Raw genomic sequence first — 19,705 nt, forward strand, 5'->3', positions numbered from 1 at the left:
CATGCCCCGCCCGTACACCCTGTTCACCGGCCAGTGGGCAGACCTGCCCTTCGAAGAAGTCGCCCGCCTCGCGTCCGGCTGGGGCTACGACGGCCTGGAGATCGCCGTCTCCGGCGACCACCTGGACGCCTGGCGCTGGGACGAACCCGGCTACGTCAAGTCCAAGCTGGAGATCCTGGAGAAGTACAACCTGAAGGTCTGGGCCATCTCCAACCACCTCAAGGGCCAGGCCGTCTGCGATGACCCCATCGACTTCCGCCACGAAGCCATCGTCGGCGCCAAAGTCTGGGGCGACGGCGACCCCGAAGGCGTCCGCCAGCGTGCCGCCGAGGAAATGAAGCACACCGCCCGGCTCGCCAAGGCCCTCGGGGTGGACACCGTGGTCGGGTTCACCGGCTCCTCCATCTGGCAGTACGTGGCCATGTTCCCGCCCGTCCCCGACAAGGTCATCGACGCCGGCTACCAGGACTTCGCCGACCGGTGGAACCCCATCCTGGACGTCTTTGACGAATGCGGCGTCCGCTTCGCCCACGAAGTCCACCCTTCCGAAATCGCCTACGACTACTGGACCACCGTCCGCACCCTCGAGGCGATCAACCACCGCGAAGCGTTCGGGCTGAATTGGGACCCGTCGCACATGATGTGGCAGGGCATCGACCCCGTCTCCTTCATCTGGGACTTCAAGGACCGGATCTACCACGTGGACTGCAAGGACACCAAGGTCCGCCAGACCGGCCGGAACACCGTCCTGGGCTCCCACCTGGCCTGGGGCGACCCGCGCCGCGGCTGGGACTTCGTCTCCGCCGGACGAGGCGACGTCCCCTGGGAAGCGTCCTTCCGTGCCCTGTCCGCGATCGGCTACAACGGCCCCATCTCGGTGGAATGGGAAGACGCCGGCATGGACCGCCTGCACGGTGCCCCCGAAGCCCTCGCCGCCCTCAAAAAGTTCGATTTCCCGCCGTCGAACACCTCCTTCGACGCCGCGTTCAAGCAGTGACCCGGGGGCGAACGTAGAATCCCTCCATGCCACATTCGATCCGTACAGCAACAACGGACGACGCCGGGGCGCTGGCTGCCCTGGCGGCCGTCACCTTTCCGCTGGCGTGTCCGCCGTCGGCGTCGCCTGAGGACATTGCCGCCCACCTGGCGAACACGCTCAGCGAACGCCACTTCCAGGCGTACCTCGCCGATCCCGATGTGACGGTCCTTGTGATCGATGCCGACGGCGGCCTCCGCGGCTACAGCTTGCTGGTGAACCGTCCGGCTACGGACCCGGATGTTGTTGCGTCCCTGGAAATCCTGCCGTCGGTGGAACTGAGCAAGTGCTACGTGCACCCGGAACACCACGGGCTCGGCGCCGCCGCTGAACTGATGCATGCCAGCCTGGCGGCGGCCGCCGAAGCCGGCGGGAAGGGCGTCTGGCTGGGGGTCAACAGCCAGAACGCCCGGGCCATCCGCTTCTACGAGAAGTCAGGGTTCCGGAAGGCGGGCACCAAGTCCTTCCGGCTGGGCACTTCGGTGGAGCATGACTTCGTGCTGGAGCGCCCCGTTCCCTGACTGCCCCAGCGTCCGCCGCGCGCCACCAGCGGCGCCGTCAGGCGTGCTGGTGGGCATTGGGCGCGTAAGCCAGGGGCGGACGCGGCTCCGACAAGAGCTTGAGTCCGGGCGGGAGCCCGTCGATGCTGCCTCCGGTCCCGTGCGCCCTGATAGTGATCCGGGAGGAGTCGATCCGGACATTCGCGGCCTGGAAGTCGCCCATGTCCTCGGGGAGGATCGGCGCCAGGTGCACCACTCCGTGGGTGTAGACGGGGTCGAAACGCAGCAGCACGCGCATCAGCTGCACTGGCGCCGCCGCTGCCCAGGCCTGCGGCGAGCACGCGGTGGGATAGGGCACGGGCCCGGGGAACTCGCCTCGGTCGAAACCGCAAAACAGTTCCGGCAGTCGCCCGTCAAAGTGTTCTGCGGCGTCAATGAGGCCGGAGGCGACCCGCCGGGCCTCCTCCACAAATCCGTACCGCATCAGCCCCGTTGCCACCAGTGCCGAGTCGTGCGGCCACACCGACCCGTTGTGGTAGCTCACCGGGTTGTAGGCGCCCATGTCCGAGCCGAGGGTGCGGATGCCCCAGCCCGTGAACATCTGGGATGACATCAGGTGCTCCACTACCGAAGGCGCCTTGTCCTCGTCCACGATGCCTGTCCAGAGGCAGTGGCCCATGTTCGAGGTACAGGCGTCTACCGGCCGCTTGTCCTTGTCCAGTGCCACCGCGAAATAGCCCTTGTCCGGCAGCCAGAACTTCTCGTTGAATTCAGTCTTCAAGGCGGCACCCTTGTCTGCCCAGTGCTGTTCCAGGGCCTTGTCGCCGTCCCACCGTGCCAGCAGGGACCTGCCGATGTAGGCGGAGTAGACATAGGCCTGCACTTCACACAGGGCTATGGGCGCTTCGGCAATGGTGCCGTCGGCAAAGTTGATGCCGTCCCAGGAGTCTTTCCAGCCCTGGTTCACCAGCCCGTGGTCGTTGGGCCGCTGGTACTCCACAAATCCGTCGCCATCGCGGTCACCGTACTTTTCAATCCAGTCCAGGGCGCGGTCCGCGTGGGGCAGCAGCGGATGGATAATCTCGCGGGACAGTCCCCAGCGGCTGAGCTCGCCCAGGACACCCACGAACAACGGAGTGGCATCAGCCGTGCCGTAATATGCTGTGCCGCCCAGGGACAGCCCGGCAGTGACGCCCAGCCGCACCTCGTGCGGGATGCGTCCGGGTTCTTCCTCTGAGTCCGGATCAACCTTGGTCCCCTGGAGCCCGGCCAGGGTCTGCAGCGTACCGGCCGCCAGATTGGGACTCACCAGCAGGCTCATATAGGACGACAGGAGGGAGTCCCGGCCGAACAGGGCCATAAACCAGGGGGCTCCGGCTGCCACCGCCACCCGCCCGGGGTGGTGGTCGTCGAAGATCCGCAGCGAGCCCAGGTCGCTCTGGCTCCGGTTCAGCACCTCCTGCAGGTTGCTGTCCGTCACGGTGACCTGCGGGACGTTCTCCTCCCAGGCCCGGTGCCGGCGCACTCCTTCGCGGTGCCGCGGGAGCCGCGCCTCGGTGAAGGGATCGGCAGGGGGCTGCCCGTTGACCAGGGGCACCACAATCACGCTGGTGGCCCATTTGCCCCGGGCCGGGACGGTGGCGCGGAAACGGAGCCCGTCGGTGCTGGCCTCGGCACCCTGCGCCCTGATGGAGCTTCCCCGTCGTTGTCCGTGGCGCGCGGCTTCAATGACCAGGCTGCCGTCCACCACTTCGCGGGTGGCCTCGGCGCCTTGCGTAGTCCGGCCGCCCTTGACGTCGAAGAGATCGGCCTGGTCGGCGTCCACGAGGAGTTCGATATCGCAGTCCACCGGCTCCGCAGCATAGTTTTCCAGGGTGATGTCGTCCTGGAGTCCCGGACCGATGTGGCGGACATGGCGGACCACCAGCGGGCTGTCGAACCTGCCGTCCGGCCATTTGGCGCGGCCAACAAAAGTGGCTCCGAACGGCTGCGGCTTCTGGGCCACCAGGGGCTCCCGCAGCGACCCGTTGATCCGGAGGATCCAGCGGGAGATGATGCGGGTGTCCTGGAAGAAGGCCCCGTTCGTGCCGGCGACGGAACTGATGTCACCCGTTTCGGACGAGATGCAGAACGAGGACCCCTCCACTATGGTGACCGAACCTGATTCCGATGCGCCGGCCTCAGTATCGGCATTCCATGCGGTCATGGATGGACTCCTTTGCTAGGCGACGGGCTTGGCGCGGATCGCCAAGCCCGTGCCTTAAAGATTCTGGTGCAAGCCGACCGCATCCGGAACCCCTGCAGCCATCTCCCCTGCCAGCAGCTTCTCGAAAAGCCTGAGGTGATCGCGGACCATGCGTTCCTCGCCGAACCGTTCTTCGGCGACTTTCCGGCACCTTGCCCGGCTAAGGCCGGCCGCCTCCTGCACGAAGCCCGGAAGCTGCTCCGTGCGCCCCAAAAATCCGGTCCGGCCGTGGTCGATGATTTCGGGCGCAGAGCCGATCGGGGTGCCGATCACAGGGGTGCCTGTCGCCAGCGCCTCGATCATCACCAGCCCGAAGGGTTCGGACCACTGGATGGGATTGAGGAAAGCCAGCGCTTCGCCCATCAACCGGTACTTGGCGGCATCATCCACTTCGCCCACAAAGTCCTCATTGGGCCCCAGCATGGGCTCGATGACATCGCGGAAATAGCGGATTTCGTCAGGCTGCCGCATCTTGACCGCTATGCGCAGCGGCATCCCCGCCTCCCTGGCGACCACGATGGCCTCAAGAAGACCCTTGTCCGGGCAGGCCCGTCCAACAAAGCACAGATAGCCCCCGCTTCCGGAACCCGCCGGGACGTTTGCGACGTCCATGCCGTGATGGATGACCCGTGTGACGGGCACCTCCGGTGCACGGGAGCACTGGTCGCGGGAAATAGCGATGACAGCTGCATGCCGGCCAATGGCACGGTAGATGTCCACCGCTTCCTCGTTGAGCGGGCCATGGATCGTGGTCACCACCGGAACCCGTGCGGGCCGCTGCATATACAAGGGTCCGGTAAGGGTGTGGTCATGGATGATGTCCACATCCCCCATGGCCTCATAGGCCCTGGTTACATGGCTCAGCTCGGACGTGGTGAAACCGAGCTCGTCGATTTGAGCCGGCCGCATGCCCGGAGCCAGGGGTACCGGACAGGTGCTGTCCGACGGCGCCGCCAGGACAACCTCGTGCCCGGCGGCAGCAAAGCCCCTGGCCAGGCTGTCCACTACCCGTTCAATACCGCCGTACGTCACCGGCGGAACCGGAATCCACGGTCCCGCAACAAGTCCTATCCGCATACCCTGCCTCGCAAAAATACAGGCCGGGCTCCCCAGCTGACCGGGCACTTCCGACCACGCGCCGGCTCCGGCCCGCGGTGCAATCGGTTTTCCTATGGCGTCTGTTTCACCTAACTCAGACTATTGCCTACGTTGCAGCCCCACCGCAAGAGCTCGTGTGGCGCAAATAACGCACTGCCGCGGAATGGCCGCCGGGAGAGTGCAGTTATGCCCAACATGAAGATTGAGATCTGGTCTGACGTCGCGTGCCCGTGGTGCTACATCGGCAAGCGCCGCTTTGAGACGGCCCTTGCTGAGTTCGAGCACCGCGATTCCGTGGAAGTGACATGGCGCAGCTACCAGCTGGATCCCACCCTGCCGGAGCACTATGACGGGACCGAGCTGGAATATCTCAGCACCCGCAAAGGCCTTGCGCCGCAGCAGGTGTCGCAGATGTTCCAGCATGTCACCGAGCAGGCCAAGGGTGAGGGCCTGGCCTACCGGTTCGATTCGGTGGTGGTGGCGAACAGCTTCACCGCCCACCGCCTGATCCATCTTGCAGCTGCCCACGGTAAGCAGGATGAAGCCAAGGAGCGCCTGCTCAGCGACCACTTCGAACACGGCAAGGACATCGGCGGCCGTGAGTACCTGACCTCCCTCGGCCTGGACCTGGGCATCAACAGGGACGAGGTGGAGGAACTGTTCACCACGGACAAGTACACCGCGGACGTCCGGTCAGATTTCGAGGAAGGCCGTGCGCTGGGCATCAGCGGCGTGCCGTTCTTCGTGATCGACCGGAAGTTCGGCCTTTCGGGCGCCCAGCCTGCCGAAACGTTCACTGCCGCCCTCAACCAGGCGTGGCAGGCCGCCAATCCCCTGGTGCTGGTCAACTCCACTGACGGGGATGCCTGCGGACCGGATGGCTGCCAGGTCCAGGCAGCACCTGCCCACAGGCAGCGGGACGTTTACTGACACTTCGCGGTAAAGTGTCTGTATGCCCAGGATTTCAGCGGCCAGCAACGCCGAGCAGCGCGCGGAGACGCAGCGCCGGATCCTCACTGCTTTCGGTGAGCTCCTTTTTTCCCACGGCCTGCCCGGGCTGACCATGACTGATGTTGCCCGGCATGCCGGGGTGGGCCGGACCGCCGTCTACAACTACTACGCGGACATCGAAGAGCTCCTCATCTCCTACGCGCTGGATGAGACCGAAAAGTTCCTGTCCGAGCTGCGCGATGCCCTGGGCCGCCTCGACAACCCGGTGGAGCGGCTGGCACTGTACGTCCGCGCCCAGGTAGTGGACCTCAGCCGCCGCCACCTCCCCCCGGGACCTGCGATGGGGGCCGTCCTCTCGCCGTCGTCCTTCGCCAAACTCGCCGATCACGTGGGTGAGCTGAGCGTCCTGCTGCAGGGCATCCTGCGCGACGGGATGGAGCAGGGGTACCTTCCCGTGGCCGACGTGGGCCAGCAGGCGCAACTGATCCTCGGGACCCTCTCGTCCAGCGCGGCCCGGGGCAGCGATGAGCCTGCGGAACTGGAAGCCCGCGTGGCCCGGACGGTGCGCTTCATCCAGCTGGGTGCCGGCGCGAGGTTCGACGACGCCGGCCGGCCCGTCCGCGTTGCCCCGCTTCCCGCCGTGGCCCGCTAAGCAATTCTTTAGCGGGTGGGCGCCGCCGAGGGCATGACCGGCCACTTGTCGTCATCGGCGACGCGGCGGCTTTCACGCGGGCAGCTGAGCTTGCCCGGCGTCTGGTCAACGAGCTCGGGCGGAGCCAGCGCCTTGTAGTCCTGGGCCAGGATGACGTCAACGCTGCCGTCGGTCCTGCCGTCCTGGAAGTAGTCCGAGCCTGGCAGGTTGCGTTGGACGCTCAGCGCCGCGGACTGTCCGGCCGGACCCGAAACCACCGCCGCGATGCCGCGGTAGCCGGCCTCGACGTTCGCCACCGCGCCCACCACGAACTTCCGCCCCACTAACTCGTCGGCCACAGACCGCGCCAGCCCTGGCCGGTTGGTGGAGTTGTAGACATTGAGGTTGATCTTTTCGTGAGGGGTGTAATCGAAGGTGCCGGCCGGGCAGGAGGAGACCGTTTCTTCTGCCGGCTCGGCGGCGGGGATCTTCAGGCGTCCGTTGATGATGGCCAGCGCGGTAATGATGGCCGCGATGATCAGTCCGATCAGGAGCACAAGCACCACGCCGTGAAGCACGCGGCGGCGCACCCGGACGGTGTCATCGGCGTCGTGCCCTGCGTGAAAGGCGGCCCTGAGTTCAGGGCCGGTGACAACGTGGTGGCCATGGAGGACGCTTGCGTCCTGCTGCTTCTTCCTAGCCATCTATTACCAGCACGCGGGCGTGGATCGCCGTGCGCTGGTGCAGGGCGGTCCGGACGGCGCGGTGCAGGCCGTCCTCAAGATAGAGGGTTCCCTGGTACTGCACCACGTGCGGAAAAAGGTCGCCAAAGAAAGTGGAGTCCTCCGCGAGGAGCGCCTCCAGGTCCAGCGTGCGCTTGGTGGTCACCAGTTCGTCGAGCCTGACCGGCCGTGGCGGCAGCGCAGCCCATTCCTTGGGATTGTTGTAACCATGGTCAGGGTAAGGGCGGCCCTCGCCCACAGCTTTGAATATCACCATGCCACACTAGGCACCCATCGGTTCCAGCGAAAGTATCCGGCACGCCCCGGGGAAGGTTGTAGCCAAACAGTGACCATGTGTCACACGCGGTGATCTTCCCGGGACGGGGCCGGGAGTTTACGGCCCTGCTGACAGAATGGAGCCATGACAGCAACCGAGTTCACTGCTTCCTCCACCCCAGGTGTCCGCGTGCCCGCCACGCCTCCCCTCGCGCTGCTGCTGGACGTGGACGGCCCCGTGGCCAGCCCCGTGACCCGTGACGTGAAACAGGAAATCATCCTTGACCTCGTGGGCCTGGCCGCAGCCGGCATTCCTGTCATTTTCAACACCGGCCGCTCGGATGCCTTCATCCGCGGGCAGGTCATGGAACCGATGATCGCCGCGGGAATGCCGGCCGGCACCATCATCCACGCCATTTGCGAAAAGGGCGCCGTCTGGTTCAGCTACACCGCGGCCGGCCCCGGCCCCATCCACGTGGACCGTGAACTGGCCGTGCCCGCAGCCTACGGCGACGACATCCGCCGGATGGTGGCCGAAGACTACTCAGCGCACATGTTCTTCGATGAAACCAAGCGGGCCATGGTGTCCGTAGAACAGCACATCGAGGTTCCCAACGCCGAATACCTGGCTGAACAGAAACTTTTCGACGCCGACGCCATGGAGCTGATGGCCCGCCACGGCCTGGGCGTGGTCCGGCTGGACCACCACGCCCCCAATTCGGACGACGAAGTGGACTACCGCGTGGACCCCACCATTATCTCCACGGACATCGAGTCGGTGCGGCTGGGCAAGGACCTGGGCGCCAGCCGGGCCGTGGAACTGCTGGCCGCCCAAGGGATCACGCCGCAGGCCTGGCGGACGGTGGGTGATTCCCGCACGGACTACGCCATGGCAGACTGGCTCCACCATAACGACCACGAGGTGAAGCATGTGGACGTCCGCCCGGCGGACGGTGTTCCGGACAAGCCCTACGACGTCCTGACCGCCGTGGACCTGGGACTGGATGCCTCGGTGATCCACGACGACGCCGGCGGCGCTTTCCTGCGCAGCTGGCGGGAGGCGCTGGGCGCCTGAGCCCCTTCCGCGGCCGGGCGGGCCCGGCCGGAAACCTTCCGTTTCCACTGCGCGGCTATCATGCAGGTAGGAAGGCTTACTTACTTTGACCAGCTCGGAGAACATCATTACAGAAGCACCGGTACAGGACGAGGTCTACTACGGCAGCCAAGCGTCCGTAGAAGAACAATTTCATGCAGAGGTTACGTCTGCGGCGGCGGAACAGCGCCTCAGGCACCGAGCCGATGTGCTCAGGCACAAGGGCCGCTATGCCCTGATAAACTACAACAGGACTCCTTACCAGGCCATGGTGGAGGACCTGCTGTTCCTGCGCAATGTCCTGGTTGGTGCAGACCTCGCCTACCTCCTGGTCCGCGGCAACAACGACCGGCCCGTCATCGCCCTGGACTGGAAAGACCGGAAAAAGCTCCGGGCTGCCCTGGTGGCGGCCTGCCGGGATGAGCCGTTCTACTCCATGACGGTGGATGCCAAAAAGAAGACCTCCGTACTGGTGGCAGACGGCGAGCTATCCTCCAACCGGCAGGCACGCATCTTCCGTTTGTACCGGCCCCGGGTTGAACCCGTGGGCGGCTTTGAGTTCGGCGCGTCCGCCGGGGTGCAGATCGAGCTGTGGTCCTTCGAAGGCGAGCAGCTGATCCTGCCTATCGAGAACTCCCTCACGCGCCGCACGCTGCTGCGGCAGGACGCCGTCCGCGGCACCGTGGAACGCTACGGCCACACCTGGCCCACCATCGAGAACATGTTCGCGGACCACGCCAGCGACATCAGCTTCGACATCGACCTGGTGTTCTCCTGGGTGGACGGCAGCTCGCCCGAATACATCGCGGCCCGGCGTTCGCAGCAGCAGGGCGTAGTCCTGGGCGAAGGCGACGACCACGAAGCCCGGTTCCGGCAGATCAACGAGCTCAAATACGCGCTCCGGTCCGTCTACATGTTCGCGCCGTGGATCCGCCGCATCTTCATCGCCACGGACTCCCCCGCACCCGCCTGGCTGGCGGACCACCCGGCCGTCACCATTGTCCGCAGCGAAGAGTTCTTCTCCGATCCTGCCGTGCTGCCAACCCACAACTCGCAGGCGGTGGAGTGCCAGCTGCACCACATCGACGGGCTGTCAGAGCACTTCCTGTACTCGAACGATGACATGTTCTTCGGCCGCCCCGTGGGCCCGGACATGTTCTTCACCCCGGGCGGCATCACCAAGTTCATCGAGGCAGAAACCCGGATCGGGCTGGGCGAGAACGCCGCTGAGCGCAGCGGTTTCGAAAACGCGGCACGCGTCAACCGGAAACTGCTGTGGAACCGTTTCGGACGGATCACCACCCGGCACCTGGAGCACAGCGCGGCCCCGCTGCGGCGCAGCCTGGTGGCGCAAATGGAGCAGGAATTCCCCGAAGAGTTCCGGAAAACGGCAGCCAGCCGGTTCCGCGCGGCGGACAACATCTCCGTCACCAACTCGTTCTACCACTACTACGCGTTGCTTACCGGGCGCGCGGTGACCCAGACAGCGGCCAAGGTACGTTACGTGGACACCACCATGCGCGCCGGGCTGAATTACCTGCCCAAACTGCTGACCAAGCGGAATATGGACTTCTTCTGCCTGAACGACGGCAGCTTCCCTGAAGTCGGAGCGGACGAGCGGGCCGAACTCGTGACGGACTTCCTGGAGAAGTACTTCCCCATCAAGGCGCCCTGGGAGAAGTAGTGCCTGGGGGCAGGGTCCGCGCCGCCTTCGCGGCACGGACCTTGCCGAACCCTTCGTACCGTCCCGGTCAGTGGCAGCCTTTTTAGTGGCTCGTGGGCTGGCCTTGCTTGACGCTGCTCCGCTGCTTCGCAGTTTCGGGAATCCGGATGCCTGCGGCAGCCAGCCGCCGCCCTGTCTCCTCCGGGGAAACATACTCGCCCACCGTCGTCGCACTTCCCAGCGGGACTACCGAGTGCACGATGGTGTGCTCGTAAACATGCACCAGGTTGAACGACTGCCCGGCATCCTGCCCGCGGGAACCGCCCACGGGAACGTTCAGGTCCTGGGTGTAGCAGCTGGCGGAGGCGACCGACACGGGGACGCCCGCAAAGCTCGCGGTGGTGGAGTAGTGGAGGTGCCCGGCGAGGATGGTCCGGACGTCCGAGTTACGGACCACCGCTGCCAGGGATGCCTGGTCCCTGAGCTCCACCAGGACCGACAGGTCCAGAACCGAGGGAACAGGCGGGTGGTGGAGCGCCAGGATGGTGCCGTCCGGAGCCGGAGTCTCGAGTTCCTGCGCCAGCCAGTCGAGCTGGGCGTCATCAAGTTCGCCATGGTGGAAGCCCGGGACTGACGTGTCCAGGGTAATGACGCGCAGGCCGTTGATGAAGTAGCTGTGGTCGAGGGGGTCGTCGTTGCCGGGCTGGTCCAGCAGTCCCTTCCGGAAGTTCGCCCGGTTGTCATGGTTTCCCATGGCCCAGATGACTTCCGCGCCCAGTTCCTGGCAGGCAGGCTCAACGATGGCCCGAAGCTTCACGTACGCTTCCGGATGGCCCTTGTCTGCCAGGTCTCCCGTGAAGATGACGGCCTCCGGCCTCGCGCCGGATGCTTTGACCTCATCGAAGAGCTGGATAAGCCGCTTTTCGCTGTCTACGACGCCGTAAAGGGGATCCGGACCTCCCAACAAGTGGGGATCACTCAGGTGGAGTAGGAAGTGGCGTGGCCGGGGATGTTCGGCCTCGATGTGCTCCATTGCTGCCTCTGTGGTCGGTGGGAAGCCGTTCTTCCCTTCTACCCTTCAGTAATCTTTATCCAATCAGACATTTGGCAAACTTGGGGTGAATCGCCGAAGCCCGTGTGGAAAAAGCTAAAAGAACTGCGCTTTTGTGGAAATAATTCGGGAAAGCACAGTGTCAGCCCAGGGCGCTTTCGACGGCGTCGATGACTTCCGCCGAGTCAGGCTCAACAGTCGGGGCAAAGCGTGCCACCACTTCGCCGTCCCGGTTGACCAGGAACTTCTCGAAGTTCCATTTCACCATCCCCGGCAGCAGCCCGGTCTTGAATCTGGTCAGCTCAGCGTAGAGCGGGTGCTGGTCTTTGCCGCGGACGTCGGCCTTGGCTGTCAGAGGAAAGGTCACGCCGTAATTCCGCTCGCAGAACTCCGCGATTTCACTGTCGCTGCCTGGCTCCTGTCCGGCGAACTGGTTGCAGGGGACGCCCAGGATTTCGAACCCGCGGTCGCGGAACTTTTCATACAGCGCCTCCAGCCCGGAGTACTGGGGTGTCAGGCCGCAGTTGGACGCGACGTTGACCACCATCACCACTTTCCCTTTGAACCTGCCGAAATCAGTCTCGGTTCCATCGTTCAGGGTCAGCGGGATCGGGTACAAGGGTGTCACAGGCTGCGTCCTCAGGAAGTTGTTCATACGTGGAATTCGTGGCCAACGGCTCAGGGTACTGGTCCGGGCTGGACGTTTCCTGTGCCGGCTGAACGAGGCATTGTTCCGGCTCCTTCGCAGCAGGAGCTTGCCCCTGACCAGAGGGCTGGGTGGGTGCGGGCGAAGGCGTCTGTTCCGACGGGGTCGGGGACGGCGAGGCCTCACTGGACGACGGCGAGGGTGAGGTTGTCAGCGTCGTTCCGGATGGGGTCGGAGACGGCTCACTGGGCGAGGGCGACGCTGTCGGTTCAGTCGGCGTCGCGGTCGCAGTGGGCGTGGGCGTCGGTGTGGAGGTCGTCGGAGTTGGTGTCGCGGTTGGTGTTGGTGTCTCGGTTGTCTCTGTCGCTGAGGGTGTCGTCTGATCCGTCGTGGGGGTCGGCGTCGGCGTCACCGTTGGCTCACTGGGTGACGGCGTCGGGTCCGGATCACTCGGTTTCGGCGTCGGGGACGGCTCACTGGGTGACGGCGTCGGGTCCGGATCACTGACGGGTGCCGACGGTGACAGCGAAGGGGCACCCGGGGCTGGCACGCTCGCCGTCAGCGGCGGCGAGGCCGGCGTCGCAGGCGTTCCGGGACCACCAACACCTACGTGGTCATCCGGACCAAAGCCGACAGGTACGACCCACTGCAGCCACCCCAGCGGGGAACCGCTGCCTGGGGCGTAGCTTTGCAGGTGTTCTGCTCCGTCGCCGGCAAGGGGACGTGCCGGCATAAGGCCCCACGTCAGCGGACTGATATGGCGCCCGTCGAGGATCGTCTCGAAGTGCAGGTGGCACCCGGTGGACCATCCGGTGGTGCCCACCTCGGCGATGAACTGGCCAACATTGATCTTGTCACCCGTGTGCACGGCGATGGCATCCAAGTGGTTGTAGGTGGTGACCAGGCCGTTGCCGTGGTCGATCTCCACCCTGTTGCCACCGCCCCACGGGTGCCAGCCTGCTGCCCGGACCACTCCCGAGTCCGCCGCATACACCCTTGTTCCGCACGGCGCCGCGTAATCCTGGCCGAGGTGGAAGTCTCCGGCGGCCCCGGACAGCGGGCTCACCCGGTGACCGAAGGGTGAACTGGAAATCAACAGTTCAAGGGGCGCCCGAAGGAAGCCGGCAGGGGGCCTGTCCAGCCCTGCGTGCCCAACCGACAGCGGCAGGGAACTGTCGCCGGTGTAGCTGCCCAGCGCCGGACGGGGAAAGGAGACCAGGGCTGAGGGATCTGTGACGATGGTTGTCTGCAGACTGCCGGCGCCCACGACCCCGGACGGCAATTCGCCCTGGCGTCCGGACACCGGCACAGCCGCACCAGAGCCGGCGGAAATGGCGGCCATGCCGGCCGGTCCTGCCGCCGCTGTCGTCACATCCGCTGCGGTTCCCGTGAGGTTGAGGGCCCAGATGGAGAGGGCAAACGCGCCCGTGGCCGCGGCAGCGCGCACCAGGGCGGCATGCGGACGGCGTGGTTCTACGTGCTTATCCGGTCTCCGATGATTCCCCAAGATACTGACTCCAGAACATGATCTACCGCCCGCTGTCATGACAGTTCTCCCATGGGACCACACGGCCGGAAGCCTGTGAACCCCGTAGCGTGGCCCGGGTCAAATAATTGAGCAAACCTTGCGGTACTTGCTGCCCCTGCTCACAAGGGGCTTAGCGTGGGCAACAATGGGATATGCACAGTTTCCTTCGGAAATGGCAGGACGAACTCAAAAAGACGTTCACCGGCAGGGCCGATGCGGTCCCTGACTGGGTAACGAAGCTGGCTGAGGGGGAAGACCCCGGCTACCATCTCCCGGGCTCGGCAGTCTGGGCGGTGCACGGCTCCATGTCTCCGATTGTGGCCGGAATCCGGACGCTGCTGATGCAGTCCCTGCACCCGGGCGCCCTTGCCGGCGTGCACGAGCACTCCAACTTCCGCGATGATCCCCTCGCCCGCCTGGCCGCGACCATCCGATGGATCTTCACCGTGACGTACGGATCCAAGGCCGCCGCCGAGGAAGCTTCACGGCGAGTGCAGCGCCTCCACGAGCCTGTCCAGGGCAAGTTCGTGGACAATTCGGGGGCACAGCGCGAGTACAGTGCCAATGATCCCGAGCTGGCCGGCTGGATCCACATCGCATTTACGGACGCGTTCCTCACAGCCCACAAATTATGGGGCGGTCCCATTCCCGGCGGCCCGGATGCCTACGTCCGGGAATGGGCGCAGGCGGGGAAGCTGATGGGTGTCGAGGAGCCGCCGCTGAGCGAAGCTGACATGCGGGCGCAACTTGACCGGTGGTACGAGAGCGGTGAGTTGCGGGTGGACCGCCAGGTGGCTGAAACGGTGTCCTTCATCCGTAACCCGCCGCTGAGTCCGATGCTCCGGCCCGGGTACCGTGTTCTTTTTGCCGGCGCGGTCTACAGCCTTGAGCCCAGATACCGGCAAATGCTCGGCCTGTCGGTGCCACGGCTGGGCCCGTTCCCGCTCCCGGTGAGGTTGGCCACGAAGGTGGTGCTCGGCGTCGTACGCCTTGCCCTGGGCAGGCGCGGCCCCAGTGAACTTGCGGCGAGGGAACGCCTTCGCCGGCTGGGCTACGACGAGCGGTGAAGTCCCCAGCGCCCGGGTAACCCGGCAAACGAAAGAACCCGGTCCCGACAATGCGGGACCGGGTTCCTACCGGCGGAGAATGGGGGATTTGAACCCCCGAGGGCGTTAACCCAACACGCGTTCCAGGCGTGCGCCATAGGCCGCTAGGCGAATTCTCCAACTGCTTCTGAATCAAAAGCAGGTACTAGACTACCTGATGTTTTCCGCTTCGCCCAATTGACGGTCCCGGGCCTGATTTCCCGGCTGGCCGGGCCGCTCCCGGAAGCTTGCCACCCGGGGCTTAACCCAGAAATGGACGCCCCCAACGCGCCCATTCCATCGGAACCCCGTTGAGCTGCCGGGTCCGGCTCCGTTCAGCCAGGCCTCGCAGCTCACAATCTTGAGATTGCCCCAATCGGTGTACATACCCATGATCGTGGGTGGCGGCCGGATAAGCAATGGATTTCCCGGCCTTTGCGGTGACGGATGGGGAACTATGGGAGGCATGAGCGAACTGCACGCCCTGGTGTTTTACGTTCCGGTCACGCACACGGAACGGGTCCTGAAGGCAATTGGTGACGCTGGCGCCGGCCGGATCGGAAACTACTCGCACTGCTCCTTCACGTCCCGGGGAACAGGCCGTTTTACTCCAAGGGACGGCGCGAACCCCTACCAGGGACAGCCGGGCATACCGGAGGAAGCTGCCGAGGACCGGGTTGAATGCGTGGTTGAAGGGCCGTTGCTGCAAACCGTAGTGGCTGCCTTGCGGGCCGCGCATCCGTATGAGGAACCGGCCCTGATGAGCTGGGAGGTCAATGGCTGGCGCCCGCCGGAGGCCGATTCGAGTCGTGCCTGAACTTCGGGTAAAGTAACTGGCGGCCCCTCATGTGGCGTCATCCTGTTGAACTCCCCCAGGACCGGAAGGTAGCAAGGGTAAATGGGCTCTGGCGGGTGCATGGGGGGTCTTTACTATTCCCCCACAGGGCGGCAGACTGTCAGCCCGGATTGGTAGGGTTTTCTCTGTGACAGTTACTACCGCCCTGTACCGCAGATACCGTCCAGACTCGTTCGCTGACGTTATCGGGCAGGAGCATGTCACCGAGCCGCTGATGACGGCTTTGCGGAAGAACCGCGTCAATCATGCTTACCTGTTCTCCGGCCCCAGGGGCTGCGGCAAAACCACATCCGCCCGCATTTTGGCCCGTTGCCTGAACTGCGCCAAGGGCCCCACGGACACCCCCTGCGGCACCTGCCCCAGCTGCGTTGAGCTTGCACGCGGCGGGTCCGGGTCGCTGGATGTCATCGAGATTGACGCCGCCAGCCATGGTGGCGTGGATGACGCGCGGGACCTGCGCGAGCGGGCAACGTACGCCCCGGTGCGGGACCGCTACAAAATCTTCATCATCGACGAAGCCCACATGGTCACGTCGGCAGGGTTCAACGCGCTGCTGAAGATCGTTGAAGAGCCACCGGAACACATCAAGTTCATCTTTGCCACCACGGAGCCGGACAAGGTCATCGGTACCATCCGCTCCCGGACGCACCACTACCCGTTCCGGCTGGTGCCGCCGGAGCCGCTGATGGCTTACCTGGAACTCCTGTGCAACCAGGAGAACGTTCCGGTGGCGCCCGGAGTGCTGTCACTGGTGATCCGTGCCGGCGGGGGTTCCGTCCGTGATTCCCTTTCTGTCCTGGACCAGCTGATGGCCGGCGCCGGGCCCAACGGGCTGGACTACGAGCTTGCCGTTGCCCTCCTTGGCTACACCCACGCATCGCTGCTGGATGATGTTGTGGAGGCTGTGGCCGCCTCGGACTCCGCCACCGTTTTCCGCGCCGTTGACCGGGTCATCCAGACCGGCCATGACCCCCGCCGGTTTGTCGAGGACCTGCTGGAGCGCTTCCGCGACCTCATCATCGTCCAGGCCATGCCGGAAAGCGCGCAGACCATTCTTCGCGGCATGCCGGCGGACCAGATCGCGCGGCTGAAGAACCAGGCCCACAACCTGGGCGCCGCCGAGCTGTCCCGCGCCGCGGACGTCACCAACACGGCCTTGACCGAGATGACCGGCGCCACCTCTCCGCGGCTGCACCTGGAGCTCTTGTGTGCCCGCATCCTGCTGCCCAGCTCCGAGCAGAACGAGCGCGGCATGGCGGCGCGGATTGACCGTGTGGAACGCCGGCTCAACTACGCCGGAAACGACGTCGGTGCCCCCGCCGTTGACTCGGGTCACCAGCCTGTCCCAACGGGTCACGTCGTACCCGCTGGGAACACCGCACCAGCCGCCGCACCCGTCCACGCGCCAGCCCCCGTGTCTGTCCCCGGCGCTGTCCGGCTGGAAGCCGCCAGCCCTGCGCCAGCAGTGCAAGAACCGGCACGGACGGAACCCTCGAGTTCCGCGCCTGCCGCGGCCGGACCGGCTGCCGCACATGCTCCACAGGATGCGCGTCCTGCGGGAGCAACGGGTCCGGGCGGCACGCCTGCGGCCGCCGCTGCACCGGCTGACGCTGAGACCCGTGCGCCGCTGACCCCGCCCCGCGTGAGCACCAGCGACTGGCCGGTCGAGGGTTCCGCCGGAACCTCGCCCGCCCCTGCTGGTTCGCGCCCGGCTCCCGCTGACCCGCGCTCCGACGAGCGCAACACACCTGACCCACGGCCCGAGCCCGTCCAGGCCGCTCAGCCGGCTCAGCCCGTCCAACCCGCTCAGCCCGTCCAACCCGCTGAGCCGGTCCAACCCGCTCAGCCGGTTCAGCCGGCCACCGTTCATGCCGGGCACGGGCAACCCGGCCCGCCTTCCGCGGGGCCCGCTGCCTCCGCTCCCCCGGCCGCCATGGGCGACGTGGAAGTGCTGCGCCGCGCGTGGCCGGACGTCCTGCAGACCCTGACGAAAATCAAGCGCAGCACCTGGGCGCTCGTTGAGCCGAACGCCCAAGTGAGCGCGTTCGACGGACACACGCTTACCCTTTCGTTCACCACGTCCGGACTTGCGGGCGCCTTTGGCCGTGCAGACCATTCGGAAAACCTGCGGCAGGCAATCCACAAGACAGTGGGCATTGACTGCCAGATCACCGCAGTTGCCGGCAGCGGCGGCCGGACGAGCTCTGAACCAAACCCAAAAGCACCCGCTAGCCGGCCTGCCCCGGCAACGTCCGCCGATGTTGCCTGGGGACTGGCTCCCGCTGCCGCGGCGCCAGAGGCACCAGCACCATCCGGTGCTGCTACGGCTCCCGGCCAGGGGCAAGCTCCTGGAAGCGTTGGCCAGCCTCGGACCAATACCCCAGGGGACCGCCCTGCAGTGTCGGACTCTGGACTTCACCAAGGGGTGAACGTCCAGGGCGCCTCCGCCACCGGTGACATCGCAGCCCGGACGCCAGCCACCCACCCTGCCCAACCGGCGGCCGCAGCTCCGGCAGCCCCTTCGACTCCGACCCCTTCGATTCCCGCCCCGTCACCCCAACCGGCGCCCGCAGCTCCGGCAGTCCCTTCGACTCCGACCCCGGCCCCTTCAGCCGAACGGTCGGTGGGAAATGCCGCAGCACCTTCGGCCCCCGCCGACCCGTACAGCGGCGCCGCCGGCGACTACTCGTACTCCGACGACGACTGGGGACCGCCCCGGGACGAGGACGCTCCCCCGCTGGATGAAGAGCCTCCCCTGGACTGGGACCCTTCGGCGCGCCCGCAGCCCCGCTCCACCCGGGGCGGTTCGGCGGGCCAGACCAGCGGAGATTCCGGGGCAACTGTTCCACCGGTCGCTTCAGCCGTTGTTCCACCGGGCGCGTCAGCCGTGGGAAACCTGCCGGCCAGCCGACCCGGAGCCCGGCCAGACTCCGGTACCCCCGCAGGCCCCGGAACCATGCCGGCGACGCGCTCCACCGGAGGGGATGCACCGCACGATCCCTGGACCCGCGCTGTGGAGCAGGCACCGGGTGTCTGGGTGGTTGGGGAAGAAAGCAACATCGGCAAACTGGCCGGTGCGGGCGTCCCGGAAAAGGAACCTGCCGCCTCCGTTCCAGCCCACCATTATGAGCCCGCGGCTGCGCAGATTCCCCCGTCCATCCCGGTCACCAGCACTCCGTCAGCAGTAGACGCCGAGTGGGGCCTGGCAGCACCGGCCCCATCGACGCCCCAAGCAGCAGGCCACGGCAGCGAACCCTCCGGGCCTGCCCCGGAACATGCTCGAGAGTTCGCCATGGCCTCAGCCGCTCCCGCGGCAGCGCCAGTTACAGCAGCACGGCAAGTTACCGTTGCCCCGCCTGCACCTGCGGCGCGGCAAGCCCCCGGTGCCGTGGCGGCACCTGCTGTCCCGCAGGCACCCGCCGCCCCTGCCGCGGCCGGCACGCGGCAGAGCCTTTACCAGCGACTGTCCAACAGTCCGGAGGCAGAGGCAGGCCGGGCAAAAGCCCCTGCCCGGGTGGTCCCGGCCGAAGCCACCTATGTCCAGGACATCCCGAGCCCCGACGATGAGACTATTGAGGCATCCGGCGTCTTCGGCCGTGCCGCGGTAGAACGTATCCTCGGCGGGAAGCTGATCGAAGAACGCTCACCCGACGGCAGCCCCGTCCCGCCCCGCTACTGATCCAACCACTATCCACCCCTAGCTAAAGAGGAAAACGTGTACGAAGGTGCTGTCCAAGAGCTGATAGACGAGCTCGGACGCCTTCCCGGCGTGGGCCCCAAATCCGCACAGCGGCTGGCGTTCCACATCCTTGAAGCGGACCCCCAGGACATGAAGCGGCTGGTGGAAGCCATCACCACCGTGAAGGAACGGGTCAAGTTCTGCACCGTCTGCGGCAACGTGACCGAGCAGGAACTTTGCAACATCTGCCGCGACCCCCGGCGCGATCCCGCAGTGATCTGCGTGGTGGAGGAATCCAAGGATGTACTGGCCGTGGAACGTACCCGGTCCTTCCGGGGCAGGTACCACGTACTCGGCGGCGCTATTAATCCCATCGCCGGCATCGGTCCGGAACAGCTGCGGATCCGCGAGCTCCTCACCCGGTTGAACGACGGCGCCATCCAGGAAGTCATCATCGCAACCGATCCCAACCTGGAGGGAGAGGCAACGGCCACCTACCTGGCCAGGATGCTGAAAACCATCGGGATCACCGTGACCCGGCTGGCGTCCGGGCTGCCCGTTGGCGGCGACCTCGAATACGCGGACGAGGTCACGCTGGGCCGTGCCTTCGAGGGCCGCCGCAACGCCCTCACCTGAGCCTGGGTA

General features: G+C 65.9%; 17 protein-coding genes, 1 tRNA gene and 1 other RNA gene. 11 read left to right on the forward strand and 8 right to left on the reverse strand.

Annotation, left to right across the window (positions count from 1 at the left end; all coding sequences use genetic code 11):
- Window position 1 precedes the first annotated feature (1 nt).
- Complete coding sequence (locus AC3A4Z_RS11475) at window positions 2-997, forward strand: sugar phosphate isomerase/epimerase family protein (RefSeq protein ID WP_498711658.1); 996 nt, start codon at window positions 2-4, stop codon at window positions 995-997.
- Window positions 998-1,023: 26 nt separating this feature from the next.
- Complete coding sequence (locus AC3A4Z_RS11480; RefSeq protein WP_498711659.1) at window positions 1,024-1,557, forward strand: GNAT family N-acetyltransferase; 534 nt, start codon at window positions 1,024-1,026, stop codon at window positions 1,555-1,557.
- A 37-nt stretch (window positions 1,558-1,594) separates the two neighbouring features.
- On the opposite strand, the gene AC3A4Z_RS11485 is transcribed toward AC3A4Z_RS11480, so the two are convergent.
- Together AC3A4Z_RS11485 and AC3A4Z_RS11490 are read right to left on the reverse strand one after the other, a co-directional pair.
- Complete coding sequence (locus AC3A4Z_RS11485; protein ID WP_498711660.1) at window positions 1,595-3,742, reverse strand: amylo-alpha-1,6-glucosidase; 2,148 nt, start codon at window positions 3,740-3,742, stop codon at window positions 1,595-1,597.
- 54 nt (window positions 3,743-3,796) lie between these two features.
- Window positions 3,797-4,858 carry a glycosyltransferase family 4 protein gene (locus AC3A4Z_RS11490; protein WP_498711661.1) on the reverse strand — a complete coding sequence of 354 codons (1,062 nt, stop codon included), beginning with the start codon at window positions 4,856-4,858 and terminating at the stop codon, window positions 3,797-3,799.
- Between the two features lie 216 nt (window positions 4,859-5,074).
- Between AC3A4Z_RS11490 and AC3A4Z_RS11495 the strand changes: the two genes are divergently transcribed.
- Together AC3A4Z_RS11495 and AC3A4Z_RS11500 are read left to right on the forward strand one after the other, a co-directional pair.
- Window positions 5,075-5,809 (forward strand): DsbA family oxidoreductase, encoded by a 735-nt coding sequence (locus AC3A4Z_RS11495; protein WP_498711835.1) that lies wholly within the window; start codon window positions 5,075-5,077, stop codon window positions 5,807-5,809.
- Window positions 5,810-5,831: 22 nt separating this feature from the next.
- Window positions 5,832-6,482, forward strand: a complete 651-nt coding sequence (locus AC3A4Z_RS11500) for a TetR/AcrR family transcriptional regulator (protein ID WP_050056458.1) — start codon at window positions 5,832-5,834, stop codon at window positions 6,480-6,482.
- A gap of 8 nt (window positions 6,483-6,490) precedes the next feature.
- Here the strand turns inward: AC3A4Z_RS11500 and AC3A4Z_RS11505 are convergent, their stop codons facing one another.
- On the reverse strand, window positions 6,491-7,165 hold the full coding sequence (locus AC3A4Z_RS11505; protein ID WP_498711662.1) for a LytR C-terminal domain-containing protein: 675 nt from the start codon (window positions 7,163-7,165) through the stop codon (window positions 6,491-6,493).
- Window positions 7,158-7,457, reverse strand: a complete 300-nt coding sequence (locus AC3A4Z_RS11510; protein WP_498711836.1) for a type II toxin-antitoxin system VapB family antitoxin — start codon at window positions 7,455-7,457, stop codon at window positions 7,158-7,160. The genes AC3A4Z_RS11505 and AC3A4Z_RS11510 overlap by 8 nt, the downstream gene beginning before the upstream one ends.
- A gap of 147 nt (window positions 7,458-7,604) precedes the next feature.
- Here AC3A4Z_RS11510 and AC3A4Z_RS11515 point away from each other — a divergent pair, with 147 nt between their 5' ends.
- Both AC3A4Z_RS11515 and AC3A4Z_RS11520 read left to right on the forward strand, forming a co-directional pair.
- Window positions 7,605-8,534, forward strand: coding sequence for a hypothetical protein (locus AC3A4Z_RS11515; RefSeq protein WP_498711663.1), 930 nt, complete (start codon window positions 7,605-7,607; stop codon window positions 8,532-8,534).
- Between the two features lie 286 nt (window positions 8,535-8,820).
- Window positions 8,821-10,236 carry a stealth family protein gene (locus AC3A4Z_RS11520; RefSeq protein WP_498711837.1) on the forward strand — a complete coding sequence of 472 codons (1,416 nt, stop codon included), beginning with the start codon at window positions 8,821-8,823 and terminating at the stop codon, window positions 10,234-10,236.
- Window positions 10,237-10,318: 82 nt separating this feature from the next.
- On the opposite strand, the gene AC3A4Z_RS11525 is transcribed toward AC3A4Z_RS11520, so the two are convergent.
- From AC3A4Z_RS11525 to AC3A4Z_RS11535, 3 genes are all read right to left on the reverse strand, one after another.
- Window positions 10,319-11,248, reverse strand: a complete 930-nt coding sequence (locus AC3A4Z_RS11525; RefSeq protein ID WP_493972515.1) for a metallophosphoesterase — start codon at window positions 11,246-11,248, stop codon at window positions 10,319-10,321.
- A gap of 160 nt (window positions 11,249-11,408) precedes the next feature.
- Window positions 11,409-11,894 carry a glutathione peroxidase gene (locus AC3A4Z_RS11530; protein WP_493972516.1) on the reverse strand — a complete coding sequence of 162 codons (486 nt, stop codon included), beginning with the start codon at window positions 11,892-11,894 and terminating at the stop codon, window positions 11,409-11,411.
- Complete coding sequence (locus AC3A4Z_RS11535) at window positions 11,842-13,359, reverse strand: M23 family metallopeptidase (RefSeq protein ID WP_498711664.1); 1,518 nt, start codon at window positions 13,357-13,359, stop codon at window positions 11,842-11,844. Before AC3A4Z_RS11535 ends, AC3A4Z_RS11530 begins: the two co-directional genes overlap by 53 nt.
- A gap of 233 nt (window positions 13,360-13,592) precedes the next feature.
- On the opposite strand from AC3A4Z_RS11535, the gene AC3A4Z_RS11540 reads away from it, so the two are divergent.
- Window positions 13,593-14,507 carry an oxygenase MpaB family protein gene (locus AC3A4Z_RS11540; protein ID WP_498711665.1) on the forward strand — a complete coding sequence of 305 codons (915 nt, stop codon included), beginning with the start codon at window positions 13,593-13,595 and terminating at the stop codon, window positions 14,505-14,507.
- Between the two features lie 73 nt (window positions 14,508-14,580).
- Here AC3A4Z_RS11540 and AC3A4Z_RS11545 read toward each other — a convergent pair.
- Window positions 14,581-14,665, reverse strand: a tRNA-Ser gene (locus tag AC3A4Z_RS11545).
- Window positions 14,666-14,991: 326 nt separating this feature from the next.
- Between AC3A4Z_RS11545 and AC3A4Z_RS11550 the strand changes: the two genes are divergently transcribed.
- The 4 genes from AC3A4Z_RS11550 to recR all read left to right on the forward strand — a co-directional run bounded on the left by AC3A4Z_RS11550 (window position 14,992) and on the right by recR (window position 19,696).
- Window positions 14,992-15,342, forward strand: coding sequence for a hypothetical protein (locus AC3A4Z_RS11550; RefSeq protein WP_493972518.1), 351 nt, complete (start codon window positions 14,992-14,994; stop codon window positions 15,340-15,342).
- Window positions 15,343-15,360: 18 nt separating this feature from the next.
- Window positions 15,361-15,457: signal recognition particle sRNA small type (gene ffs / locus AC3A4Z_RS11555), an RNA gene on the forward strand.
- 51 nt (window positions 15,458-15,508) lie between these two features.
- Window positions 15,509-19,060: a DNA polymerase III subunit gamma and tau gene (locus AC3A4Z_RS11560; protein ID WP_498711666.1), complete on the forward strand. Its 3,552-nt coding sequence runs from the start codon at window positions 15,509-15,511 to the stop codon at window positions 19,058-19,060.
- Between the two features lie 36 nt (window positions 19,061-19,096).
- Entirely contained in the window at window positions 19,097-19,696 is a 600-nt protein-coding gene (recR, locus tag AC3A4Z_RS11565) for a recombination mediator RecR (protein ID WP_050056466.1), read from the forward strand.
- Window positions 19,697-19,705 lie beyond the last annotated feature (9 nt).

Source organism: Arthrobacter sp. Soil_C_49, from assembly GCF_057656635.1.